This is a genomic window from Streptococcus sp. HMSC066E07, assembly GCF_001814695.1.
Lineage (GTDB): Bacteria > Bacillota > Bacilli > Lactobacillales > Streptococcaceae > Streptococcus > Streptococcus hominis.
Map to the genome: position 1 here is coordinate 19853 of NZ_KV817448.1, position 22243 is coordinate 42095.

A 22243-nucleotide genomic window follows, 5' to 3' on the forward strand; every position below is an offset into this window, starting at 1 on the left:
TCAATATTTCTGTAATCTTTGTAATACAATTATAAGATTAAAGTAATATTTTATGTGTAATATAGTATTATACGAAAAAAGGAGAAATTGATATATACATGAATACAAAATCAATGAAATGGACTTTATCAGGACTTTTTACGGCAGTTGCTTTTTTTGCAACGGGAGCTATTGCAAGTGCTGAATCTTATACTGTTAAATCAGGTGACACTTTATCAGAAATCGCTAAAGAAAAAAACACATCAGTTGAAAAAATTGTTGAGCTCAATAAAATTGAAAATCCTGACTTGATTAAAGTTGGGCAAATTTTAGAACTTGATGAAGAGAAAAATTCAGAAGTTTCAACAGAAACTACAACAGAAGAAGCTGTAACTTATGAAGATGTGACATATAACGCACCTGCTGCTTCCACTACCTATTCGCAACCGGCTGCAAACACTTCTTCAAATGTTGTTCTTCCTAATGGAAATACTGCTGGTGCTACGGGATCTTATGCAGCTGCTCGTATGGCAGAATTGACAGGTGTCCCAGCATCAACTTGGGAACATATCATTGCTCGTGAGTCAAACGGACAAGTAAATGCTTATAACCCATCAGGAGCTAGTGGTCTTTTCCAAACAATGCCAGGTTGGGGGTCAACAGCAACAGTAGATGATCAGATTCAATCTGCTTACCGTGCTTATAATGCTCAAGGTCTTTCAGCTTGGAACTATTAAGCAAAATTTTATGATAAATGAGTAAACAAAAAGACGAATCATTGAGTAAAAGATGATTCGTCTTTTTCTATGAGTGATTGGCTCAGCAAACATAGTTGTTTGTTTTAGAATCTTTGATTGTATATTGTAAAGATGGTTTACAATTCATGTAAAGTATTATTTACCAAAGCCGTTAAAATTTTCTGAGGTGAATCTGAGATAAAATCTGCCCCATTGTCAGTTAATTCTTTCTTGTTTCCAAATCCCCACAGAACTCCTAAAGTAGCAATTCCGACTGATTTTCCACCAATCATATCAAATTTTGTATCCCCAACAATGATAGATTGCTTAAGATTAGCATGAGAATTATTTAAAGCACGAGTTATAACATCTGCTTTATGATAAGAATTTGGAAGAGAGCCGAAGATACCATTGAAATGTTTATCAATTTCTAGGTATTGTGCCATTTTATGAGCCATTGGTTCATTTTTACTAGTGGTAATATAGACATGGTAATCCGAATGTTCTAATTCTAACAACAGTTCTTTTATACCTTTGTAAAGTTGAGCTTCAAAAACACCGTTATTTTTATAGTATTCTCTAAAGAGAGCAATAGCTTGATTGACATTGGTCTTTGGCACTACAGAAGCGAAACTAACTTCTAAAGGTGGTCCAATGAAAGTATCCAGCTCTTTGCTATCAACGGCTTTGATATTTAGTGAAGTGAATGCGTACTGGAAAGCATTCTTGATTCCTACAGAACTGTCAACAAGTGTTCCATCTAAATCGAAAAAAATATATTTAAAATTTTGCATAGTCTAAATTCATGTTTACAGAGTTGTAAACTTTTTCCTTTTTTGGAGAAAATTATTCTCCAAAAATTTTTTTGGACAATCTACGACCAGTAGGTGTAGCTGCCAATCCACCTTCAGCAGTCTCACGGAAGGCAGTTGGCATACTTGCTCCAACTTGATACATAGCGTCAATCACTTCGTCAACGGGAATTTTTGATTCAATACCTGCTAAAGCCATATCAGCGGCAATGAAAGCGTAGCTAGCTCCCATAGCATTTCGTTTGACACAGGGAACTTCTACTAATCCTGCAACGGGGTCACAGATTAATCCAAGCATATTCTTAATCACAAAACAAATCGCCTGGCTGGCTTGAAATGGGGTACCACCTGCTGCCAAAACAAGTGCTGCTGAACTCATGGCTGAGGCTGATCCAACTTCTGCTTGACAGCCCCCTTCAGCTCCTGAAATAGAAGCATTATTAGCGATGACTAGACCGAAAGCTCCAGCTGTTAATAAAAAGTCTAGTTGTTGTTTTTCAGTAAGGCTTAATTTTTCGATAGCAGATGTAAGGACAGCGGGTAAACAACCAGCACTTCCTGCTGTTGGTGTTGCACAGACCAACCCCATTTTAGCATTGTATTCATTGACAGCAATAGCATTTTTAGCTGCCGTCAAGACAGTATAGTCCGAAAGAGTTTTTCCTGATTGAATATATTTGTGGAGTTTGGCTGCATCGCCACCTGTTAAACCACTCCGAGATTTACTTTCATCTAATCCCATAACGACAGAAGCTTTCATAACTTCTAGATTTCTAGTCATCAAGCGTAAGACTTCATCTCGTTCACGACCTGTCAGTTCGTATTCAGTAGCAATCATAAGTTCGGCAACGCTACCCTGAAAGTCTAAATCTGCTTGCTCCACTAATTCTTTGATTGAATAAAACATAAACTCTCCTATTTAAAGAAATTGACATTATGAAGTTTAGGAATTTTCTTGATTTCCTCAATAGCTCCATCACAGCTGCGACTGTCAACTTCAATGATCATAATTGCTTTTTCACCTGCTTTTTCTCTTGTGACATTCATCTGTGCGATATTGATGTTATAACGAGAAAGTGCTTCAGTAACATGAGCAATCATTCCAGGTACGTCCTGGTGAACGATAATGATTGTTGGAGTGTTCATGCTGAGTGAAATAGAAAAACCATTTAATTCAGTTACCTGAATATTTCCACCACCAATAGAAATACCAGTAACACTAATCGTTTTGTGGTCGTTTTTTACGGTGATTTTAGCTGTATTTGGGTGTGGAGCATTGCTATCTTTTTGAATAGTCCAGACAATTTTAATCCCTCTTTTATGAGCAATTTCTAGGCTATTTGGAATATCAGGGTCATCTGTATCCATTCCGAGAATCCCAGCTACAAGAGCCAGGTCTGTACCATGTCCCCGATAAGTTTTCGCAAAAGAATTAAATAGTTGGAATTCAACTTCTGTTGGTTCGTCATCAAAGATAGACGAGACAATTTTTCCGATACGAACAGCTCCTGCAGTATGACTACTAGATGGACCAATCATAACAGGTCCAATAATATCAAAAACAGATTGAAATTTTAGTGAGTTCATTGTAATTCCTTATAAGTTCATTAGCTTCATTATATCAAAATTCAGTATTTTTTGTTTGATAAAATAGATGTGATATAAATTCTAGACCATCTTTAAGGTCACTTTTCTTATAGTAACCTTAAAGCAAAGAAATATAGGGTGAATTTTAGTCTCTCTTCAATTTGCCTGTAATATTTTTAATGAAAGGTAAAAACAATAGTAATAATTAAGGTATATGATAGTTCTATCACAGAAAAGGAGAATTTAAATGATTTTGAATTTAAAGAATACAAATAAAAAAATGAAAGTAGGTTTAATGAGCTTAGCAGCAACAGCGCTGTTCTTTCTTCCTACACTTGCAAACGCGGATAGTTATACAGTGAAATCTGGAGATACACTTTCAGCTATTGCTGCATCACATAATACAACAGTTGATAAAATTGCTCAGAAGAATAAAATTAGCAATATTCATCTGATTAGTGTTGGGCAGGTATTGGAGTTAGATGACACCGCTACAAGTACTACAACTGCGGAGTCAAGTAATTCTGCAACTACCACATCTGGTCTGAGTGCTGAAGATGCAGCTGCAAAAGAATGGATTGCGCAAAAAGAATCAAGTGGCAGTTATACAGCCCAAAATGGACAATATTATGGTCGTTACCAATTGAGTTTATCTTACTTAAATGGTGACTTGTCAGCAGAAAATCAAGAAAAAGTAGCTGATGCTTATGTAGCAGGTCGTTATGGTTCTTGGTCAGCTGCAAAGACTTTCTGGTTAGCAAGTGGCTGGTATTGATGAATACAAAAAATGATTGAGGTTGGGACAAAATGTCTCAACCTTTTTGTGATGAAAGCAAGGCTTTAATATAGTAGTTTACGACTAAAAGCACCATTTTCAGACTGTAGATAGAGGCTGAAAGTTGCTCACTAGATTCGCCCTTTTGATAGAATCTCTATTGTTTCATTCACTGATTTAATAGTTTATCCACTGAATTTTTAGTTTACAGTAGTGTAAAGTTATTGATGTCTGGTTATTGAAATTTGTTCTTAAGGTTATTTCGTGTTATAATAAACCTTGCTCTAAGCGACCTTCAATCGTTGAAAGCAAAACACGACCTTCAATCGTGAAATAACGAAAAGATGGGAGAACACTATGAGTGATCATTCTAAAACACGTGTCGTTGTCGGAATGAGTGGCGGTGTGGATTCGTCAGTTACGGCTCTTTTGTTAAAGGAGCAGGGCTATGACGTGATCGGCATTTTCATGAAAAATTGGGACGACACTGACGAAAATGGGGTCTGTACGGCTACAGAGGACTATAAAGACGTAGCAGCTGTGGCAGACCAAATTGGCATTCCCTATTATTCTGTCAACTTTGAAAAAGAGTATTGGGATCGCGTTTTTGAATATTTCTTAGCTGAATATCGAGCTGGTAGAACCCCGAATCCAGATGTCATGTGCAACAAAGAAATTAAGTTCAAAGCTTTTTTGGACTATGCTATGACATTGGGAGCGGACTATGTGGCAACAGGTCACTATGCGCGTGCAAAGCGCGATGAAGACGGAATTGTTCATATGCTGCGAGGAGTGGATAATGGCAAAGACCAGACTTATTTCCTTAGTCAATTATCACAAGAGCAGCTGCAAAAAACGATGTTCCCGTTGGGACATTTAGAAAAGTCTGAAGTTCGAGCTATTGCAGAGAAAGCAGGATTAGCTACTGCTAAGAAAAAAGATTCAACTGGCATCTGCTTTATTGGTGAGAAAAACTTTAAAGAATTCCTAGGAAACTATTTACCGGCTCAACCTGGTCGCATGATGACAGTTGATGGTCGAGATATGGGTGAACATGCTGGTTTAATGTATTATACAATTGGTCAGCGTGGTGGCCTTGGCATTGGTGGTCAGCATGGCGGGGATAATGAACCTTGGTTTGTAGTGGGTAAGGATCTCAGTCAAAATATTCTTTATGTTGGTCAAGGTTTTTACCATGACAACTTGATGTCAACGAGTCTTGACGCTAGTCAAGTACATTTTACAAGAGAAATGCCAGCTGAGTTTACTATGGAATGTACAGCTAAGTTTCGTTATCGTCAGCCAGATTCTAAGGTTACAGTAACTGTAAAGGGTGACAAGGGAATTGTCAACTTTGCAGAACCTCAACGTGCTATTACACCTGGACAAGCCGTTGTATTTTATGATGAAGAAGAGTGTCTTGGTGGTGGCTTGATTGACAATGCCTATAAAGATGGTAAACTTCAACAGTATATTTAGATTGACATTTTTTAGCAATCTGCTAAAATGGATATAGCAATAACTATGATGGTCAAAGCTCATGGATGTTGCAGGCTTTTTGTCCTGCACTTCTAGAGGTTTGACTTTTTTGGTGAAAAAATAAGGAAAGAAAAGATGACACACAATTTTACTGAAAGTTATGATATTGTCGTAATTGGCGCAGGGCATGCGGGTGTTGAGGCTTCGTTAGCAGCAAGCCGGATGGGCTGTAAAGTTTTGCTTGCGACAATCAATATTGAAATGCTAGCTTTTATGCCTTGTAATCCGTCTATTGGAGGATCTGCTAAGGGGATCGTTGTACGTGAAGTGGATGCTCTAGGTGGAGAGATGGCTAAGAATATAGATAAAACTTATATTCAAATGAAGATGCTCAATACTGGGAAAGGTCCAGCAGTTCGTGCTCTTCGTGCGCAAGCAGATAAGGAACTTTATTCTAAAGAAATGCGCAAGACGGTTCAACATCAAGAAAATCTCACTTTGCGTCAAACTATTATAGATGAGATTCTAGTTGAGAACGGGAAAGTCGTTGGTGTGAAAACAGCCACGCACCAAGAGTTTGCTGCACAGGCAGTTGTCGTAACAACCGGTACAGCTCTGCGTGGAGAAATTATTATTGGAGATTTGAAGTATTCTTCTGGTCCTAATCATAGTTTAGCTGCAATTAACTTAGCAGACAATTTACGTGATTTAGGGTTTGAAATTGGGCGTTTTAAAACAGGGACTCCACCACGTGTGAAAGCCTCTTCTATCAATTATGAAGAAACGGATATTCAGCCTGGAGATGAAAAAGCGAACCACTTTTCCTATACTTCTCACGATGAGGATTACCTCAAAGATCAGATTCCTTGTTGGCTAACTTATACTAATGGAAGAAGTCATGAAATTATTCAAAACAACCTTTACCGTGCACCAATGTTTTCAGGAATGGTGAAAGGTGTAGGACCACGTTACTGCCCGTCAATTGAAGACAAAATTGTTCGTTTTGCAGATAAAGAGCGTCACCAACTTTTCTTGGAGCCAGAAGGGCGAGATACAGAAGAAGTTTATATTCAGGGGTTGTCAACGAGTTTGCCAGAAGATGTTCAAAAAGATTTAGTGCATTCTATTAAGGGACTTGAAAATGCTGAATTGATGCGAACTGGCTATGCGATTGAATATGATATGATTATGCCACATCAGCTTCGTGCTACTCTAGAAACTAAGAAAATCTCAGGTTTGTTTACAGCTGGGCAAACGAATGGGACGTCTGGTTATGAAGAAGCAGCGGGACAAGGCATTGTTGCAGGAATCAATGCAGCTCTAAAAGTTCAAGGAAAACCGGAACTGATTTTGAAACGCAGTGATGGTTATATTGGGGTCATGATTGATGACTTGGTCACTAAGGGAACGGTAGAGCCGTATCGTCTTTTGACTAGTCGAGCCGAATATCGTCTCATTTTACGTCATGACAATGCGGATATGCGATTGACTGAAATTGGACGTAAAGTAGGATTGGTTGATGATGAGCGCTGGCTGCGTTTTGAAATTAAGAAACATCAATATGAAACTGAAATGAAGCGTTTGAATTCTATTAAATTAAAGCCAATTAAAGAAACGAATGAAATGGTTGAAAAATTAGGCTTTAAACCATTGACAGACGCAGTTACAGCGAAAGAATTTTTGCGTCGTCCAGAAGTTTCGTATGAAGATGTTATCAATTTTATTGGTCCAGCAGCTGAAGTTTTAGATGAAAAGATTATTGAATTGATTGAAACTGAAGTTAAATATGAAGGCTATATTTCTAAAGCATTGGATCAGGTTGAAAAAATGAAGCGCATGGAAGAAAAACGCATTCCAGCAACTATAGATTGGGATGATATTGATTCTATTGCTACAGAAGCTCGTCAGAAGTTTAAGAAAATAAATCCAGAAACTATTGGTCAGGCTAGCCGGATTTCTGGTGTCAATCCTGCAGATATTTCTATTTTGATGGTTTATTTGGAAGGTAAATCACGAAGTATTTCGAAAAACCAGGAAAAAACAAAAAAATAATGATGAAGATACTTGTTCAATAGTATGAACAAGTATCTTTTTCGTGAAAAATGTTTGACAAGTTTGTAAACTATTGAGTTAGTAAAGTTGAGAAAACAGTGACAGAACTTGTTTTTCCTTGTAAAGTAGACCAAGTGGTAATAGAAAGATTGATGTCTAACAAGATATTTGGCTTGCTTTATACAGGGAAAGCTCGCTTTTTTAGAGCTTTTATGGTAAAATGGCGGTTAAGAGGTTTATGATGGAAAAATTTCGTTTTACTCCAATCCATTTTGTAATCATGGGTGTTATTTCCTTTGGAATTTTAGCTATTTTATTAAGAGTTCTTGGTAGCGGCATTTTGATGTTAGTTGTGCTTTTTTTGGTGCTGGCTATTTTGATTTTTCTATTGATTTTCCAACAAAAAAGTTATGAACTTAATGAAGTAGAACAAATCCAGTATGTAAACAATCAAGCAGAAAACAGTTTGGCGTCATTACTTGAAAGGATGCCAGTTGGTGTTGTGAAAGTAGACCAAGCATCTGGAAATGTTGAATGGTTTAATCCCTATGCGGAGTTGGTTCTCACCAATGAAGATGGTGAGTTTGATATGGATTTACTGCAAAAAATTACCAAAACACCATCTGAGGGTGCTGGGTCGTATGCAACAATTGGGGATACAAAATATTCGGTCTACTTAGATCATGCTTCAAGTGTGTTTTACTTTTTTGATGCATCTAATGAGTATGAAGCAACTTCAGAATTAGTAACGACGAGACCAGTTATTGGTATTATTTCAGTCGATAATTATGATGATTTAGAGGACGTCGTCTCAGATTCAGATATTAGTCATATTAATAGTTTCATCGCAAAGTTTGTTGCTGAATTTGCCGAAAAATACGCCATGTTTTCTCGTCGTGTGGGGATGGATCGTTTTTATATTTTTACAGATTACACAGTTTTGGATCAGTTAATGCAAGATAAGTTCACAGTGATTGATCAGTTTAGGGAAGAGGCGAAAAAGCGGGAAATTCCTCTTACTTTGAGTATGGGATTTTCGTATGGAGATAGCAATCATGAACAGATTGGTAAAGTAGCTCTGTTAAACTTGAACCTTGCTGAAGTTCGTGGTGGTGATCAGGCTGTTGTAAAAGAAAATGATGAGTCAAAGAATCCAGTTTATTTTGGTGGTGGATCAGCTGCATCTGTGAAACGGACACGTACTCGCACGCGCGCTATGATGACTGCTATTTCAGATAAGATTAAAAGTGTGGACCAAGTTTTTGTGGTTGGGCATAGAAATTTGGATATGGATGCACTGGGCTCTGCTGTTGGAATGCAAGTATTTGCTAGCAATATTATTGATCAGACCTATGCTGTCTATGATCCTCATCAAATGGCTGCTGATATTGAGCGAGCAGTTCATAGATTGCAAGATGAAGGAGAGACCAATCTTCTTTCGGTCGCTGATGCGATGACAATGGTAACGAATCGCTCTTTACTAATCATGGTGGATCATTCAAAAACAGCTCTGACCCTATCAAAGGAATTTTATGATTTATTTCATCAAATTATCGTCATTGACCACCATAGAAGAGACCAAGATTTTCCAGAAAATGCCATTATTAGCTACATTGAAAGTGGAGCAAGCAGTGCTTGTGAATTAGTGACAGAATTGATTCAATTCCAAAATTCTAAGCATCGACGTTTGAGTAAAATGCAAGCTAGTGTATTGATGGCTGGAATTATGCTGGATACGAAGAAATTTTCTTCGCGTGTCACTAGTCGAACATTTGATGTAGCAAGTTATTTGCGCACGCGTGGAAGTGACAGTGTAGCCATTCAGGATATTTCTGCCACAGACTTTGATGAGTACCGTGAGGTGAATGAGCTAATTTTAAATGGTAAGAAAATCTTGCCAAATGTACTTGTAGCCACTGGAGCAGAAGAAAAATGCTATGATACAGTTGTTATTAGTAAAGCTGCAGATGCTATGCTAGCTATGTCGGGAATTGAAGCGAGTTTTGTTGTCAGCAAAAATAAACAAAATAGTATATCGATATCTGCTCGTAGTCGTAGTAAAATCAATGTACAGCGGATTATGGAAGAACTGGGTGGAGGCGGTCATTTTAACTTGGCAGCAGCGCAAATCCCTGACCAGACAATCGCACAAATCATCCAACGGTTGAATGAAATTATTGTTCATGAAGTACTAAAAGATAAGGAGTTAAAGAAATGAAAGTAATTTTTTTAGCAGATGTTAAAGGAAAAGGGAAAAAAGGCGAGATTAAAGAGGTGCCAACTGGTTATGCACAGAACTTTTTGATTAAAAAAAATCTTGCAAAGGAAGCAACTGCTGCAGCTATTGGTGAACTTCGTGGTAAGCAAAAATCAGAAGAAAAAGCGCATGCAGAAATGTTAGCTGAAGCACAAGCCATTAAGGAAAAGCTGGAAGCAGAAAGTACAATTGTTGAATTTACTGAAAAAGTAGGACCAGATGGACGTACTTTTGGTTCTATTACCAATAAAAAAATTGCTGAAGAATTGCAAAAGCAATTTGGAATTAGGATTGATAAACGATTGATTCAAGTCAAGAATCCTATTCGTTCTGTTGGCTTGATTGATGTGCCAGTGAAAATTTATCAAGATGTGACTAGCGTTATCAATTTACGTGTAAAAGAAGGTTAATAAAGAAGATTATTTTTTGAGAGAGGAGGTCTTATGGCAGATATTGATGAATTGCGAGTACAGCCGCAAGACATTTTGGCAGAACAATCTGTTTTAGGTGCGATTTTTATTGATGAGAGTAAGCTAGTTTTTGTTCGTGAATATATCGAGCCAAACGACTTATTTAAATATGCTAATCGCTTAATTTTTAAAGCGATGATTGATTTGGCAGATCGAGGTGATGCCATTGATGCAACGACTGTTCGTAATATTTTAGACAGTCAGGGTGATTTGCAAAACATTGGTGGTTTGTCTTACTTGGTTGAAGTGGTCAATTCAGTGCCGACTTCTGCCAATGCTGAATATTATGCTAAGATTGTCGCAGAAAAAGCTGTTTTGCGCCGGTTGATTTCACGTTTGACAGACTCTATCAACCTAGCTTATGATGGTGCTAGTCCTGCAGATGAAATCATTGCTGGAGCGGAAAAAGCGTTAATTGATGTTAGTGAAAATGCTAGTCGAAGTGGTTTTAAAAATATCAAAGAGATTTTGAATCTTAATTTCGGTAGTTTGGAAACACGCTCCCAACAAACTTCTGATATTACAGGGATTGCGACAGGTTATCAAGATTTAGATCATATGACGACTGGTCTCCATGAAGAAGAGCTCATCATTGTGGCAGCTCGTCCTGCGGTTGGTAAGACTGCTTTTGCCCTCAATATTGCACAAAATATTGGAACCAAGTTAGATAAAACAGTTGCTATTTTTTCTCTAGAAATGGGTGCCGAGAGCTTAGTAGACCGGATGTTGGCGGCTGAGGGTTTGATTGAATCGCATTCAATCCGAACGGGACAATTGACAGATGAAGAATGGAGCAAGTATGCGATTGCACAAGGAAATTTAGCAGAAGCTAGCATTTACATTGACGATACACCAGGAATTCGGATTACAGAGATTCGTTCACGTGCTCGAAAATTAGCGCAAGAAACAGGAAATCTTGGCTTGATTTTAATTGATTACTTGCAATTAATTACAGGGACTGGTCGAGAAAATCGTCAACAGGAAGTTTCTGAAATTTCTCGTCAATTAAAGATTTTAGCAAAAGAGTTGAAAGTGCCTGTTATTGCGCTGAGCCAGCTTTCGCGTAGTGTGGAGCAACGTCAGGATAAGAGACCAGTTTTGTCAGATATTCGTGAGTCTGGTTCAATTGAGCAGGATGCAGATATTGTAGCTTTTCTTTACCGTGATGACTATTATGAACGGGGCGGTGAAGAAACTGAAGGGATTCCAAACAACAAAGTCGAAGTGATTATCGAAAAGAACCGTAGCGGTGCACGTGGTACGGTGGAATTGATTTTTCAAAAAGAATACAATAAGTTTTCAAGTATTTCTAAGAGAGAGGAATAGATAATGAGTGATGCATTTACAGATGTTGCAAAAATGAGAAAAATCAAAGAAGAAATCAAAGCCCATGAGGGCAAAATGGTAGAAATGACTCTTGAAAATGGTCGTAAACGTCAAAAAAATAAGCAAGGGCGCTTGATTGAAGTTTATCCTTCTTTGTTTATCGTTGAATATACAAGTAATGGAGGTCAACCAGGTGAGATTGAAAACACTTATGTCGAATCTTATACTTATTCAGATATTTTAACAGAGAAAAATCTCATTCATTATTTGGATTGAGAATAAATTTGTTTTAATGGCGAAAAACTGCTTTGATGTGATGTGGCTGGAGTGAAAAATGATTAAAAATCTAGTTTTTGATTTTGGCAATGTTTTAATTGAATGGAATCCTGCTAAGATTTTAGCTACTTTTGTAGAAGATGAAGAAGACCGGAAGTGCGTCAAAGCTGCTATTTTTGATTCGGGGTTCTGGGCTCAGACAGATACTGGACAATTAACTTTGGAAGTAGCCATTCAGGCAGCTCAAACATTGCTAGATAGTTCTTACTCTGCTACTGTTGAAGCCATTTTTACTCATTGGTATGAGATAGTGGATGTTTATTATCAGCTACAAGAGAAAATTTTTGAATGGGCTCAGCTGGGATATGGCATTTATATTTTGTCTACTACAAGTGAGATATTTTATGCAGTTGAAAATGCAGGTTTATTACCGATGACGAAAGTGTTGACTGGTAAAATCCTTTCTTACGAAGTAGGGTGTGCAAAGCCAGATAAAAGTATCTATCAAAAGTTACTAGCTCAATACGCATTACAAGCTAATCAATGTGTGTTTATAGATGATCTACAGGTTAATTTAGATGTCGCTAAAAGTCTAGGATTTGAAACTATTTTAGCAACATCTGAACAGCAAAATATAATTGCGATAGAAGAATTGTTGAAAAAGAAAGGTTATTTTCATAGAAAGAAATAATCTGGTAAAATCCGTCTTTACAGATAGGATTTTTTTTGATATAATGGCTTTTGTGTGAAATAGCAGCAGGAGAGCATGAAGCTCGTCAACAGAACATTAGCTATAAAAGTAGCCTTGGCTGTTTAGGCGAAAATGTTCTGCACGAATCAGGGCTTTCTAAGTGACTATTTCCTCAAATTATTATTTTTACAGGAGGACATTTTTATGTCACGTTATACAGGACCATCTTGGAAACAAGCTCGTCGTTTGGGTCTTTCACTTACAGGTACAGGTAAAGAATTAGCACGTCGTAACTACGTACCAGGTCAACATGGACCAAACAACCGTAGTAAATTGTCAGAATACGGTTTGCAATTGGCTGAAAAACAAAAACTTCGCTTCACTTACGGTGTAGGTGAAAAACAATTCCGTAACTTGTTCGTACAAGCAACTAAAATCAAAGGCGGAATCCTTGGTTTTAACTTCATGCTTCTTTTGGAACGCCGTTTGGATAACGTTGTTTATCGTCTTGGACTTGCAACAACTCGTCGTCAAGCTCGTCAATTCGTAAACCATGGTCATATCCTTGTTGACGGAAAACGTGTAGATATTCCTAGCTACCGCGTATCTGTTGGACAAGTGATTTCAGTTCGTGAAAAGTCACTTAAAGTACCTGCAATCCTCGAAGCTGTTGAAGCAACTCTTGGACGTCCAGCGTTCGTATCGTTTGATGCTGAAAAATTAGAAGGTTCATTGACTCGCCTTCCAGAACGCGATGAAATCAACCCAGAAATCAACGAAGCACTTGTCGTTGAATACTACAACAAACAACTTTAATCAATGGATTATCAGAAGTTGGGATTTCCCCAGCTTCTTTTTTGTTATAAAGATTACGAAAAAAGTCCTAGAGACCTTGTGTGTGCTACTAGGGCAGGTATAGGAAATAGTCTAATACAGCATTTTTAAAAGGAAATCTGCCATTTGTTCGGGGCTTTCTTTTTTTCCTCTGGAAATCCACATTTGACAGACACCAAAAAAGGCATTTGTGAGATAAACATAACTGTACTCTTTTTCTAATTGGCTCAGCAATTTGCTATTGAAGTGATCTTGTAGGTCTTCAGCTAGCATAATTTGGAATTTATGGCGTAAAAAAGTTTGGATTTCTTTGGTTCCGTTTTCTGTCAATAGGGCAGAAAGGAGAGATTCACGTGTGAGAAAATCAAAAACTTCTATAATGGCACTGCGCTTATTTTGGGCATACTTATCAAAAATGTATTCTAACTTATGAAAAAGTTTTTGCTGATAATGCTCAATCATGTCATATTTATCTTTGTAGTGTGTATAAAAACTGCTGCGACTGATACCAGCCGTTTTTGTCAACTTGACAGTGCTAATCTGATCGAATGATTCGTGTTCCAGTAGCTCTACCATAGCGTTTTCAATAATCATTTTTGTTTTTTGACGTTTGTTACTTTCTACCATTTTACCTTCCTCTTTTGAACAATTTTATACAACGTGTCTAAAAATGAAATTTTTCTCTTGTGAAAAATTTCAGAAACTGTATAATCTATTATATCAAATATTTAGACACTCTGTATAAAAATATTTCAAAAATTAAAATTTTTATACAGAGTGTCTAAGATAGAGGAGAAAAAATGTTCAAAGAATGGAAAGCAATTTTCAAAAAACCAATTTTTGTGATTGTCATGATTGGTGTTTCCTTGATTCCTGCTCTTTATAATGTAATCTTTTTGAGCTCCATGTGGAATCCTTATGGTAAAGTTTCAGAATTGCCAGTAGCGGTTGTGAATAAAGACCAACATGCGACATTTAACAACAACACCTTATCTGTTGGCGATGATATGGTGAAAAGTCTTAAAAAGAATGATGCTTTGGACTTTCATTTTGTATCTGAAGGAAAGGCTAAGAAGGGATTGGAGAAAGGTGATTATTATATGATAATCACGCTTCCAAGTGATTTGTCTCAAAAGGCTGCTAGTATTCTGGATAATAAGCCGCAAAAGATGCAGATTGATTATCAAACATCTAGCGGACACAGCTTTATTGCCAGCAAGATGAGTGACTCAGCTATGACGCGGCTTCAACAAACTGTCGCTAACAATGTGACAAATACATACACGACATCTCTCTTCAAGAGTATGAATAGCTTGAGGAAAGGCATGACAACAGCTGCTTCTGGTAGTGGTCAACTCGCTTCTGGCGGTCAACAATTAAAAGACGGTAGTCAAACCTTGACAGATAATTTGAATACTTTATCTAGCTCTAGTATGACGTTTGCAGACGGCGCTAATACATTGACGACAGGTTTGGGGACCTATACGCTTGGTGTGCGTCAGCTTTCAGACGGAATTGGTACGCTATCGACACGCCTTTCAGCTTATACGTCAGGTGTCGGTCAATTGGCTTATGGGTCAGATACGCTTTCAAAAGGTCTGACAGACTATACAAATGCTGTTGGTCAATTAGCTTCTGGGTCAGATATATTATCAAAAGGTCTGATAGACTATACAAGTGCTGTTGGTCAATTGGCTGACGGCTCAGGGCAATTATCAGATGGCTTAACTACCTATACCAATAGTGTGGTAAATCTTGCAGGTGGCGCAAATCAATTAAACGGTCAATCGCAAAACTTATTAGCTGGTGTTAATCAATTGAGTGCTTCTAATGGAGAAATTCAAAAATTATCAAGCGGTGCGCATCAATTAGCTACGGGTCTGAACACGTTAATGACGACTGTTCAACAATCTGGCATGACTGCTGAACAAGTTCAAAAGCTACAGGATTTGCAAGCAGGTTTAACTGCTGTGCAAACCGCTCTTTCAACTGGATCAGACTTGTCAGCCGCTAAAGCAAGCATGACGACTGCTTTGAACGATATGGAGACAGCTGCGAACACACTTGCCAATAGTGCGACGACAGACAAGGCTACGATTGCAACTAACGTGGCTGCTACAGCTGCTTATCAAAAGTTAAGTGCTAGTGAGCAATCAGAAATCAATGCTGCGATTTCACAAGCTCCAAGTCAAACCGCTACAGCTGCGGCAAACATGTTGACAAATATTCAAGCGCTCAAGGCACAAGTGGCGAACTTGCCAGAGCAATCTTCTAATCAACAAAACATCGCTGTTATCGAACAAGCAAAAGGTGCGCTTTCAAATCTCCAAGTGAGTGCACAACAGTCCCAAGCAAGCATTCTCGCAGCTTTGCAACAATCAACTGCGGGTGCTAATCAAGTAGCAGCAGGTATTGAACAATTGCAAACGAGCTTAGCAACGGGTGCTGGTCGATTAGCAAAAGGTGTAACCGACTACACCAATGGGGTTGCTCAGATTACGGCAGGAGCTAATACCTTATCTGGCAATAGCGACCAATTGACATCTGGTATGGCGAAAATCAGTTCAGGTTCTAAGACCTTGGCTGGTAAGAATGAGCAGTTAACGTCTGGTATGGCGAAAATCAGTTCAGGTTCTAAGACCTTGGCTGGCAAAAACAGTCAATTGACGTCTGGCATGGCAAAAATCAATTCTGGAGCTAATCAATTGGCGGCTAATAATGGTCAAATTGACGCTGGTTTAGCAAAATTAGCAGACGGCGCTAGTCAATTAGTGAACAACTCTGCAGATCTTGTGTCAGGGGCAGGCAAACTATCTGATGGTGCTGGTCAAATTGCGAATGGTTCTACGAAGCTGGCAGACGGCAGCTCAACTATCACGTCTAATCTGGGAGCACTTGTGTCGGGTGCGGACAGCTTAACAGCAGGTTTGACAGACGCCAAAGATCAATTATCCATGGTGACAACCAATAAAGCCAATGCTAAAGCTCTCGCAAATCCATTGACAACGAAGAAAATAGATAAAGACCATGTTGGTAAAAATGGTATCGGGATGGCACCATACATGATTTCTGTGGCACTCTTTGTAGCAGCTATTTCAACCAATATCATCTTTAGCACGTTACCTTCTGGTAAGAAGCCAAAGACACGTATGGAATGGTTGAAAGCACGTATTCAAGTCAACGGCATGATTTCTCTCTTAGCAGGTTTGTTGGTGTATGGTGCAGTGCACATGATTGGCTTGACTGCCAATCATGAATGGGCAACGCTTGGAATCATTCTTTTGACCAGCATGTGCTTCATGGCGGTGGTGACGGCTCTGGTAACGTGGGACACCAAGCTTGGTGCTTTCATTTCCTTAATCTTGTTGTTGCTACAACTCGCCTCTAGTGCGGGTACTTACCCACTGCCATTGACGGATAAGATTTTCCAAGATGTCAATCCTTGGTTGCCAATGAGCTATTCTGTTTCGGCTTTGCGTCAAACGATTTCAATGACAGGGCAAGTCGGCGGACAAGTTGCCTTCATGACAATCGTTCTGCTGCTCTTTGTTGGTCTTGGTTTCTTGGTTTACAATCCAAATAAAAAAGAATTAGTTTAATCAAAAAGAGGCTGGAACACTAGCGCAATCACCCACAGGAAAATGAAATGTGAGAAGATGACGTATAAAAAGTGTTCCAGACTCGTTTATTTCTAGAATAAAATTCAACCTTACAGGGTGGATGACAACATCGATTTCTTACGAAATGCTGATGTTTGTCCCACCCTTTTTAAATCAAACCGAAATGGGCAAGGGCATGTGAAATGCCGTTGTCATCATTGGAGCGCGTGATGAAAGTGGCTGCTTCTTTGACGATTGCTTGGCTATTGCCCATTGCAATTGAATAATCCACTCTTTCAAACAATGATAGGTCATTGAGTCCGTCTCCGAATGCGTAAGTTGGTGCTTCGTCTGCTAATAAGGTCAGTAGGTGCTGAATTCCAGAGCCTTTATTACAACCGTGCGGCGTGATGTCTATCGAGTAAGGGCTGTTACGGAAAAAGTGCAGTTCAGGGACTTCTGTTTGGTACTGAGTGTCTTTTTCGGGATCTTCACTAAAAATGAGCAACATCTGACAAGGCTGGTTTTGGTAAATGGTCGGTCCAACTTGGGGCAGGTCTTGATGGAAATAACGGAAATTCTGCTGAACGGTCGGACTGAGCGCCGTCACACGCATTTCTCCTTGCGAATAAAAACCGAGGTCGTGCTCATTTTCCTTTGCCAGTTGCAGGAGCTTGAGAATGCTGTTTTGTGCAATTCGTCCTTCAAACAGGAATTGCTTTTCATGGAGGATTTCCATGCCATTTAGCAAGATAGCGGAATGAATCCCAGCGTCTTCCAGAACTGTCCCCATTTCTCCGCGCCCGCGCCCCGTACAGATAATAGGCAGAAAGCCGTTGGCTCGTAGTTGAGCAATGGCTGTTTTGTTGTCTGCTGGGACTTGTCCTTGGCTATCAACCAAGGTGCCGTCAATATCAAAAAATACAAATCCGTTGTAAGTCATTTGCTTCTCCGTCTCTTTTAGGGTGTTGAAGTTCCACGTGAAACATGAGAAGAAGGGGAAGTACGATGCTGTTTGACTTCTTCTTTCAAGTTTTCGAGCAAGGTCGTTTCTTCTGTCAGCTCAAGCAACTGGAGACCTTTCTGGATAAGGTCGTCGTCTCCTTGGCAAATGCCCAGGCGAACCTGAGCAAAGCCGAGCTTGTCGTATCGTTTGGTTTGCTTGGCGAGCGGTAAGATCATCTCAGTGATACGCTGGCAATCGTCAAGGCGATTGTTGTAAAGGTAGATGGTCGAAAGGTTGGCTAAAATGGAGAATTGTGTACTGTGAATTTCTTTGTAATGCTTATACTTGTTGAGACTGGCTAAGATTTTTTCCGTTATATTTTGAATAGTTTCTAGTGGGAAGAAATAAAGAATGACACTTAGTAAATTTAGGTCACTTTCATAAAAAGTATCTCGTTTTTCTAAATCTGTCCATAACTGTTGAGATAAAACTTGTGCTTGACTACTGATTTTATTTTTTCTAATTTCAATTAGTATATTTGCCATACGCAAAATATTGCTAATGGGAATATCATGATGAGCTTTCAAGTAGTCCTCACACTGTTTGGTTAAATCCAGTAATTGTTCTGTTTCAACGACAGACAAATAATTTTTAAATTGTAAGATGATTTTCATTCTGTGATTTGAATGATAATAATCACAAATATATTCAAATTCCCCAAAGCTCATGTCAATCTGGTGGAGCAGAAATTCCATGGTTTCATAGCTGGGAACGGATTGGTTGCTTTCAAACTTGGAAAGATTGGAGCGAGAAATCCAATCTCCGCAAATCTCTTGCTGGGTGATTCCCTTTGCTTTTCGAATCGTCTTATAAACTGTGCCAATATCCCAACGCATAGGCGACTCCTTGTGTTAAATATGAAATGTGAAAATAGTGGGCATTTTGTGAATGCCTTTTCATAATATTATATCATAAGGATAAATAAAGACAAGGAGATGAAAATATATGAAAAAATTTAGATTTTTCTCAATACTATCTTTTATTACTGCAATAATTGGTACATTTCCATGGTGGCCACCATTTGGTATATAGTGCTACAATTTAAAGAAAGGGAGGAGTGAAACCAATGTACTATAAGTGTTGATGTAATTAGTATTGTTTTTTTAAAAGTATTTGTCTTTATAAAGAAAGAGGTATATATTATGAAAAAATTATATAAAATTTTCCTTACGATTGCAGCAGCTTTTATGATCAGCGCAACAGTTATACCGTCCTCAACTTCTGTTATTTATGCGAATAGTATGAAATATGAAGAAGTAGTTCCTTTCCGGGATCGAGGTGTATGTGGAGATATGAACAAGAATAGCTATACTTACAAAAGATATTGTTTGAAAGATGGGAGTGCTTCGGCTACTCTTACACCAGCGCAAAGAGATTGTTTATGGGCTTTAGGGCTTGGTGTATTTAGCTTTTCAACCACATGGTATTCTCTGCTTATGGCGTATGGACCAGTAGTATATCAATGCTTAAAAGCATAGCGAAATAGACTTATTATTTCTGTGTTAAAAAAGGAGTGAAAATAATGAAGAAAAAATATTCTTTTGACAAATACTTTTATAAGAAATATCATTTCTATTTTTATACAATTGTATTGATACTGTACTTTTTATATTTCTCACATGATGATGTGATAGGTGATATTCTATTTTTGGGAGCATATATAATTCTGCTTTTAACGACAATAATAAAAAAAATCCCAAAAGATTAAGGAGAATTTTTATGAAATGTATTCGCATGAGTCTATACTTCATTATTATTTGCACAACTCTCTTTTTCCTCTCTGCATGCACCTCTTCATCACAAGCTTCTGAAAGCTCTACAGTTTCAAGTGTTTCTCAGGTTTCAACAAGTGAAAATGAGGTAGAACACGATTTAAAATTGACAAAATTATACAAAGAAATTGTAAAGAGCTTTCAAGAGACGAATGCAGAAAATGTTTTAAACAATAAATTAACAAAGGGAAATTTGCTCTATTTTGGTCGTGAGACGTGCCCGTTTTGTAGAGAATTTCTTCCAGTCTTGAAATAAACATCAGACTTGTATCATACGCCTTTTAAAATTTATTACTTAAATACAGAAGATTCTCATAAGAATTCTCAAATAAAGAAAGCTATGGAAAAATATAATGTGACTGGTGTACCTACGCTGATTTATTTAAAAAAAGACAATGGTTTTAAAGTCTTGAATGAAGAGCAGACAACTTTACCAGAATGGTTTAATATAATAATGAAATATTGAACTTTTTCAAAAAACACTCCTCTTTTCCAGAAAATTTCCTATAATTTCCCATTCATGTTATACTAAATGAGATGATTTTTCATTCGTCTGAGGGTCAGATAGCTTGTTTTAAAACAGGTTTGCTTTGTCCGAGGGTCGGACAGCTTGCCTTAAAACAGGTTTGCTTCATCCGAGGGTCGGACGGCTTGCCTTAAAACAGGTTTGCTTCATCCGAGGGTCGGACGGCTTGCCTTAAAACAAGTTTGCTTCGTCCGAGGGTCAGACGGTTTGCCTTAAAACAAGTTTGCTTCGTCCGAGGGTCAGACGGTTTGCCTTGAAACAAGTTTGCTTCGTCCGAGCCTCGGACAGGATAAAGAAAAGTCATTCATCTTATCTGAGGGTTAGATAAGAAAAAATATTTTTTTAATAAGGAAAGGATTTTATGCCAAAAGGAAAGTTAGTTAATGTTCAGGTGAGCAGTCTCCGTCATGCGGAATTCACGCAGTTTATCACTCGTTTTTTAGATGATGTGGAGAAAGAAGCGCTCGACTTTAAAAATGAGGATGTCATTACCGCTCTCGTCAAGAAGATAAAGGCAGCTTTGCCTGCTTATCAAGCCTCTCTCGGTCAGATTCGGGCGAGTGAAAAGTCAGCTTCGATTAGTGCGGCTGACGAATTGCGCGACGCTGATTTGCAAGCTCTTCGCGATGCGCTGAAACCTTATCGGGCAGCCAAGCGGGAAGAGGAAAAGGCAGCTTATGCCAGCTTGAAACGCTTGTTTGACCAATACAAAGACGCTCATCAGAAGCATTACGAGGAAGAAACTGCCCTCGTTGTCAGCTTGCTGGACAAGCTAAAGACAGCCCCATATAAGGAGCAAGTGGGGACTTTAGCGCTTGGGAAATTCGTTGAAAATCTGACCGAAAGCCACTCAGCTTTTGAACAACTCTTTGCCTCTCGTTCCCAAGAGAAATTGCAAAAAGTGAGCTATGATGTCAAGCGATTGCGCAAAGAAGTGGCGACGCCTTACCAACAGTTGGCGGACTATGTGGTGATTTTGCACCAAGTCAAAGACGATAGCTTTTATGCGACCTTCCTTTCCGTACTCAATAACAGCCGCAAACACTATGCAGATATCCTTGCCCGTCGCAAGGGCAAAGAGCCTAAAGCAGAAGCAGGAAAAGTAGCAGAAATCAACTAACATTTCTCCTTCATCTTACTTGAAGTTTGTCTGTCAGAGTGGTAGGATAAAGACGAAGAGGAACGAGCAGAAAATTAGAAAGTGTGATGGGATGATACGATTTCATTTTAATAACGAATTTTGGTTTCGGTGGCGGTTTTATCTGTTGAGCATGATGATATTCTTTCTTTTTTTCATGTTTAGTAACCTCACTTTTTCCTTTTTCAACCTAAATGTATCACAAAAATAAGAAAAAACAAGTCTATTTTTGAAGGAAAATTTATGATATAATAAAGTTGATAACGTTTAAAAAAAACTAGAGCGAAACAACTCTAGTTTTTTGCATGCTCAGCCTAAAATCTCTAGAATCTCTGTCAAATTATCAATAGTCCAATCTGGTGTTTCTGCTGGATTCGTTATGTGGTTCAAGTGGCTAAATCCCTGTCGGATCTAAATGGTTTGCATTCCAAGTTGTTTAGCCGGAAGAATATCATTGTCCAAACGGTCGCCAATCATCACAGCGTGTTCAGCCAAACAGTTCGCTTGTTGGAAAGCTAACTCAAAAATAGCGAAATCGGGTTTTGCCAAGCCAACATCGGCAGAGGAAATCACCAGATCAATCCAAGAATCAATACCAAATGTTCTCAATCTTGCTTGCAAGTTCGGTAACTGGTTGGCAATAATCCCAATCTTGTAGTGTTGGTGGAGAGTTTTCAGCACTTGCTTGCAGTCAGGATACAGCACCTCTAAATCAGACCTCCAAGACGGACGCTTCAGACCATAATCGTTCAGAACCTCCGCATCGCCTTTTTTATTTTCCTTAAAATAGTGGTTCATAGTTTGATAAAATGCTGCATAAGAAATATTAGTATCCGCAATAGCCTGCTCAATCCGATCTTGGTAGGCTTTTTCTTCGTTTACCAAAGTTGAGCCAACATCAAAGAATAACCAATCAATCTGTTTCAT

The 22243-nt window shown here is 38.4% G+C and carries 21 protein-coding genes and 1 pseudogene; 15 read left to right on the forward strand and 7 right to left on the reverse strand.

Annotated features, from left to right (window positions below):
• The first annotated feature begins 98 nt into the window (after nucleotides 1-98).
• Complete coding sequence (locus HMPREF2984_RS05485) at nucleotides 99-716, forward strand: LysM peptidoglycan-binding domain-containing protein (protein ID WP_003027878.1); 618 nt, start codon at nucleotides 99-101, stop codon at nucleotides 714-716.
• A gap of 137 nt (nucleotides 717-853) precedes the next feature.
• Here HMPREF2984_RS05485 and HMPREF2984_RS05490 read toward each other — a convergent pair whose 3' ends face one another.
• Genes HMPREF2984_RS05490 through sdaAB form a run of 3 tightly spaced genes read right to left on the reverse strand, consistent with a single transcriptional unit; the run spans nucleotide 854 to nucleotide 3115 of the window.
• Nucleotides 854-1510: an HAD hydrolase-like protein gene (locus HMPREF2984_RS05490; protein ID WP_059221664.1), complete on the reverse strand. Its 657-nt coding sequence runs from the start codon at nucleotides 1508-1510 to the stop codon at nucleotides 854-856.
• Between the two features lie 52 nt (nucleotides 1511-1562).
• Complete coding sequence (gene sdaAA, locus HMPREF2984_RS05495; protein WP_049514052.1) at nucleotides 1563-2435, reverse strand: L-serine ammonia-lyase, iron-sulfur-dependent, subunit alpha; 873 nt, start codon at nucleotides 2433-2435, stop codon at nucleotides 1563-1565.
• Nucleotides 2436-2443: 8 nt separating this feature from the next.
• Entirely contained in the window at nucleotides 2444-3115 is a 672-nt protein-coding gene (gene sdaAB / locus HMPREF2984_RS05500; RefSeq protein ID WP_059221662.1) for an L-serine ammonia-lyase, iron-sulfur-dependent subunit beta, read from the reverse strand.
• A 247-nt stretch (nucleotides 3116-3362) separates the two neighbouring features.
• Here sdaAB and HMPREF2984_RS05505 point away from each other — a divergent pair, with 247 nt between their 5' ends.
• The 9 genes from HMPREF2984_RS05505 (at nucleotide 3363) to rpsD (ending at nucleotide 13257) form a co-directional block, all read left to right on the forward strand.
• Nucleotides 3363-3890 (forward strand): aggregation-promoting factor, encoded by a 528-nt coding sequence (locus tag HMPREF2984_RS05505; protein ID WP_070670724.1) that lies wholly within the window; start codon nucleotides 3363-3365, stop codon nucleotides 3888-3890.
• Between the two features lie 333 nt (nucleotides 3891-4223).
• Nucleotides 4224-5369, forward strand: coding sequence for a tRNA 2-thiouridine(34) synthase MnmA (gene mnmA, locus HMPREF2984_RS05510; protein ID WP_257362725.1), 1146 nt, complete (start codon nucleotides 4224-4226; stop codon nucleotides 5367-5369).
• Between the two features lie 135 nt (nucleotides 5370-5504).
• A complete protein-coding gene (gene mnmG / locus HMPREF2984_RS05515) occupies nucleotides 5505-7421 on the forward strand; it encodes a tRNA uridine-5-carboxymethylaminomethyl(34) synthesis enzyme MnmG (protein WP_037613094.1) in 1917 nt (638 codons plus the stop codon).
• Between the two features lie 241 nt (nucleotides 7422-7662).
• The gene (locus tag HMPREF2984_RS05520) at nucleotides 7663-9639 is read left to right on the forward strand and encodes a DHH family phosphoesterase (RefSeq protein WP_059221655.1); all 1977 of its coding nucleotides are present in this window, start codon (nucleotides 7663-7665) and stop codon (nucleotides 9637-9639) included.
• Nucleotides 9636-10088 (forward strand): 50S ribosomal protein L9, encoded by a 453-nt coding sequence (gene rplI, locus HMPREF2984_RS05525; RefSeq protein WP_059221653.1) that lies wholly within the window; start codon nucleotides 9636-9638, stop codon nucleotides 10086-10088. Before HMPREF2984_RS05520 ends, rplI begins: the two co-directional genes overlap by 4 nt.
• Nucleotides 10089-10121: 33 nt before the next feature.
• Nucleotides 10122-11474, forward strand: a complete 1353-nt coding sequence (gene dnaB, locus HMPREF2984_RS05530) for a replicative DNA helicase (RefSeq protein ID WP_070670726.1) — start codon at nucleotides 10122-10124, stop codon at nucleotides 11472-11474.
• A gap of 3 nt (nucleotides 11475-11477) precedes the next feature.
• The gene (locus HMPREF2984_RS05535; protein WP_003027868.1) at nucleotides 11478-11750 is read left to right on the forward strand and encodes a Veg family protein; all 273 of its coding nucleotides are present in this window, start codon (nucleotides 11478-11480) and stop codon (nucleotides 11748-11750) included.
• Nucleotides 11751-11808: 58 nt separating this feature from the next.
• Nucleotides 11809-12441 carry an HAD family hydrolase gene (locus HMPREF2984_RS05540; RefSeq protein ID WP_059221649.1) on the forward strand — a complete coding sequence of 211 codons (633 nt, stop codon included), beginning with the start codon at nucleotides 11809-11811 and terminating at the stop codon, nucleotides 12439-12441.
• Between the two features lie 204 nt (nucleotides 12442-12645).
• Nucleotides 12646-13257 carry a 30S ribosomal protein S4 gene (gene rpsD / locus HMPREF2984_RS05545; RefSeq protein WP_003026749.1) on the forward strand — a complete coding sequence of 204 codons (612 nt, stop codon included), beginning with the start codon at nucleotides 12646-12648 and terminating at the stop codon, nucleotides 13255-13257.
• A gap of 111 nt (nucleotides 13258-13368) precedes the next feature.
• Here the strand turns inward: rpsD and HMPREF2984_RS05550 are convergent, their stop codons facing one another.
• Nucleotides 13369-13902: a TetR/AcrR family transcriptional regulator gene (locus HMPREF2984_RS05550; RefSeq protein ID WP_003027864.1), complete on the reverse strand. Its 534-nt coding sequence runs from the start codon at nucleotides 13900-13902 to the stop codon at nucleotides 13369-13371.
• Between the two features lie 173 nt (nucleotides 13903-14075).
• On the opposite strand from HMPREF2984_RS05550, the gene HMPREF2984_RS05555 reads away from it, so the two are divergent.
• Nucleotides 14076-16874 (forward strand): YhgE/Pip domain-containing protein, encoded by a 2799-nt coding sequence (locus HMPREF2984_RS05555; RefSeq protein ID WP_070670728.1) that lies wholly within the window; start codon nucleotides 14076-14078, stop codon nucleotides 16872-16874.
• A 169-nt stretch (nucleotides 16875-17043) separates the two neighbouring features.
• Here the strand turns inward: HMPREF2984_RS05555 and HMPREF2984_RS05560 are convergent, their stop codons facing one another.
• Both HMPREF2984_RS05560 and HMPREF2984_RS05565 read right to left on the reverse strand, forming a co-directional pair.
• On the reverse strand, nucleotides 17044-17817 hold the full coding sequence (locus HMPREF2984_RS05560; protein ID WP_070670729.1) for a Cof-type HAD-IIB family hydrolase: 774 nt from the start codon (nucleotides 17815-17817) through the stop codon (nucleotides 17044-17046).
• 17 nt (nucleotides 17818-17834) lie between these two features.
• On the reverse strand, nucleotides 17835-18716 hold the full coding sequence (locus HMPREF2984_RS05565; RefSeq protein WP_083312545.1) for a helix-turn-helix domain-containing protein: 882 nt from the start codon (nucleotides 18714-18716) through the stop codon (nucleotides 17835-17837).
• A gap of 306 nt (nucleotides 18717-19022) precedes the next feature.
• Here HMPREF2984_RS05565 and HMPREF2984_RS05570 point away from each other — a divergent pair, with 306 nt between their 5' ends.
• The 4 genes from HMPREF2984_RS05570 to HMPREF2984_RS05585 all read left to right on the forward strand — a co-directional run bounded on the left by HMPREF2984_RS05570 (nucleotide 19023) and on the right by HMPREF2984_RS05585 (nucleotide 21298).
• The gene (locus HMPREF2984_RS05570; protein WP_070670730.1) at nucleotides 19023-19358 is read left to right on the forward strand and encodes a hypothetical protein; all 336 of its coding nucleotides are present in this window, start codon (nucleotides 19023-19025) and stop codon (nucleotides 19356-19358) included.
• A 241-nt stretch (nucleotides 19359-19599) separates the two neighbouring features.
• Complete coding sequence (locus HMPREF2984_RS09875; RefSeq protein ID WP_239681907.1) at nucleotides 19600-19908, forward strand: thioredoxin domain-containing protein; 309 nt, start codon at nucleotides 19600-19602, stop codon at nucleotides 19906-19908.
• Nucleotides 19909-19992: 84 nt separating this feature from the next.
• Nucleotides 19993-20118: a hypothetical protein gene (locus HMPREF2984_RS09880; protein WP_257362648.1), complete on the forward strand. Its 126-nt coding sequence runs from the start codon at nucleotides 19993-19995 to the stop codon at nucleotides 20116-20118.
• 421 nt (nucleotides 20119-20539) lie between these two features.
• On the forward strand, nucleotides 20540-21298 hold the full coding sequence (locus HMPREF2984_RS05585) for a DUF6261 family protein (protein ID WP_049492402.1): 759 nt from the start codon (nucleotides 20540-20542) through the stop codon (nucleotides 21296-21298).
• 327 nt (nucleotides 21299-21625) lie between these two features.
• On the opposite strand, the pseudogene HMPREF2984_RS05590 reads toward HMPREF2984_RS05585, so the two are convergent.
• Nucleotides 21626-22243, reverse strand: a pseudogene (locus HMPREF2984_RS05590) (HAD family hydrolase).

What these genes read in the sequence shown, in the direction of transcription:
- HMPREF2984_RS05485 (WP_003027878.1), top strand. Translation starts at nt 99, where the DNA reads ATGAATACAAAATCAATGAAATGGACTTTATCAGGACTTTTTACGGCA.
- HMPREF2984_RS05490 (WP_059221664.1), bottom strand. Translation starts at nt 1,510, where the DNA reads ATGCAAAATTTTAAATATATTTTTTTCGATTTAGATGGAACACTTGTT.
- sdaAA (WP_049514052.1), bottom strand. Translation starts at nt 2,435, where the DNA reads ATGTTTTATTCAATCAAAGAATTAGTGGAGCAAGCAGATTTAGACTTT.
- sdaAB (WP_059221662.1), bottom strand. Translation starts at nt 3,115, where the DNA reads ATGAACTCACTAAAATTTCAATCTGTTTTTGATATTATTGGACCTGTT.
- HMPREF2984_RS05505 (WP_070670724.1), top strand. Translation starts at nt 3,363, where the DNA reads ATGATTTTGAATTTAAAGAATACAAATAAAAAAATGAAAGTAGGTTTA.
- mnmG (WP_037613094.1), top strand. Translation starts at nt 5,505, where the DNA reads ATGACACACAATTTTACTGAAAGTTATGATATTGTCGTAATTGGCGCA.
- HMPREF2984_RS05520 (WP_059221655.1), top strand. Translation starts at nt 7,663, where the DNA reads ATGGAAAAATTTCGTTTTACTCCAATCCATTTTGTAATCATGGGTGTT.
- rplI (WP_059221653.1), top strand. Translation starts at nt 9,636, where the DNA reads ATGAAAGTAATTTTTTTAGCAGATGTTAAAGGAAAAGGGAAAAAAGGC.
- dnaB (WP_070670726.1), top strand. Translation starts at nt 10,122, where the DNA reads ATGGCAGATATTGATGAATTGCGAGTACAGCCGCAAGACATTTTGGCA.
- HMPREF2984_RS05535 (WP_003027868.1), top strand. Translation starts at nt 11,478, where the DNA reads ATGAGTGATGCATTTACAGATGTTGCAAAAATGAGAAAAATCAAAGAA.
- HMPREF2984_RS05540 (WP_059221649.1), top strand. Translation starts at nt 11,809, where the DNA reads ATGATTAAAAATCTAGTTTTTGATTTTGGCAATGTTTTAATTGAATGG.
- rpsD (WP_003026749.1), top strand. Translation starts at nt 12,646, where the DNA reads ATGTCACGTTATACAGGACCATCTTGGAAACAAGCTCGTCGTTTGGGT.
- HMPREF2984_RS05550 (WP_003027864.1), bottom strand. Translation starts at nt 13,902, where the DNA reads ATGGTAGAAAGTAACAAACGTCAAAAAACAAAAATGATTATTGAAAAC.
- HMPREF2984_RS05555 (WP_070670728.1), top strand. Translation starts at nt 14,076, where the DNA reads ATGTTCAAAGAATGGAAAGCAATTTTCAAAAAACCAATTTTTGTGATT.
- HMPREF2984_RS05560 (WP_070670729.1), bottom strand. Translation starts at nt 17,817, where the DNA reads ATGACTTACAACGGATTTGTATTTTTTGATATTGACGGCACCTTGGTT.
- HMPREF2984_RS05565 (WP_083312545.1), bottom strand. Translation starts at nt 18,716, where the DNA reads ATGCGTTGGGATATTGGCACAGTTTATAAGACGATTCGAAAAGCAAAG.
- HMPREF2984_RS05570 (WP_070670730.1), top strand. Translation starts at nt 19,023, where the DNA reads ATGAAAAAATTATATAAAATTTTCCTTACGATTGCAGCAGCTTTTATG.
- HMPREF2984_RS09875 (WP_239681907.1), top strand. Translation starts at nt 19,600, where the DNA reads ATGAAATGTATTCGCATGAGTCTATACTTCATTATTATTTGCACAACT.
- HMPREF2984_RS09880 (WP_257362648.1), top strand. Translation starts at nt 19,993, where the DNA reads ATGGAAAAATATAATGTGACTGGTGTACCTACGCTGATTTATTTAAAA.
- HMPREF2984_RS05585 (WP_049492402.1), top strand. Translation starts at nt 20,540, where the DNA reads ATGCCAAAAGGAAAGTTAGTTAATGTTCAGGTGAGCAGTCTCCGTCAT.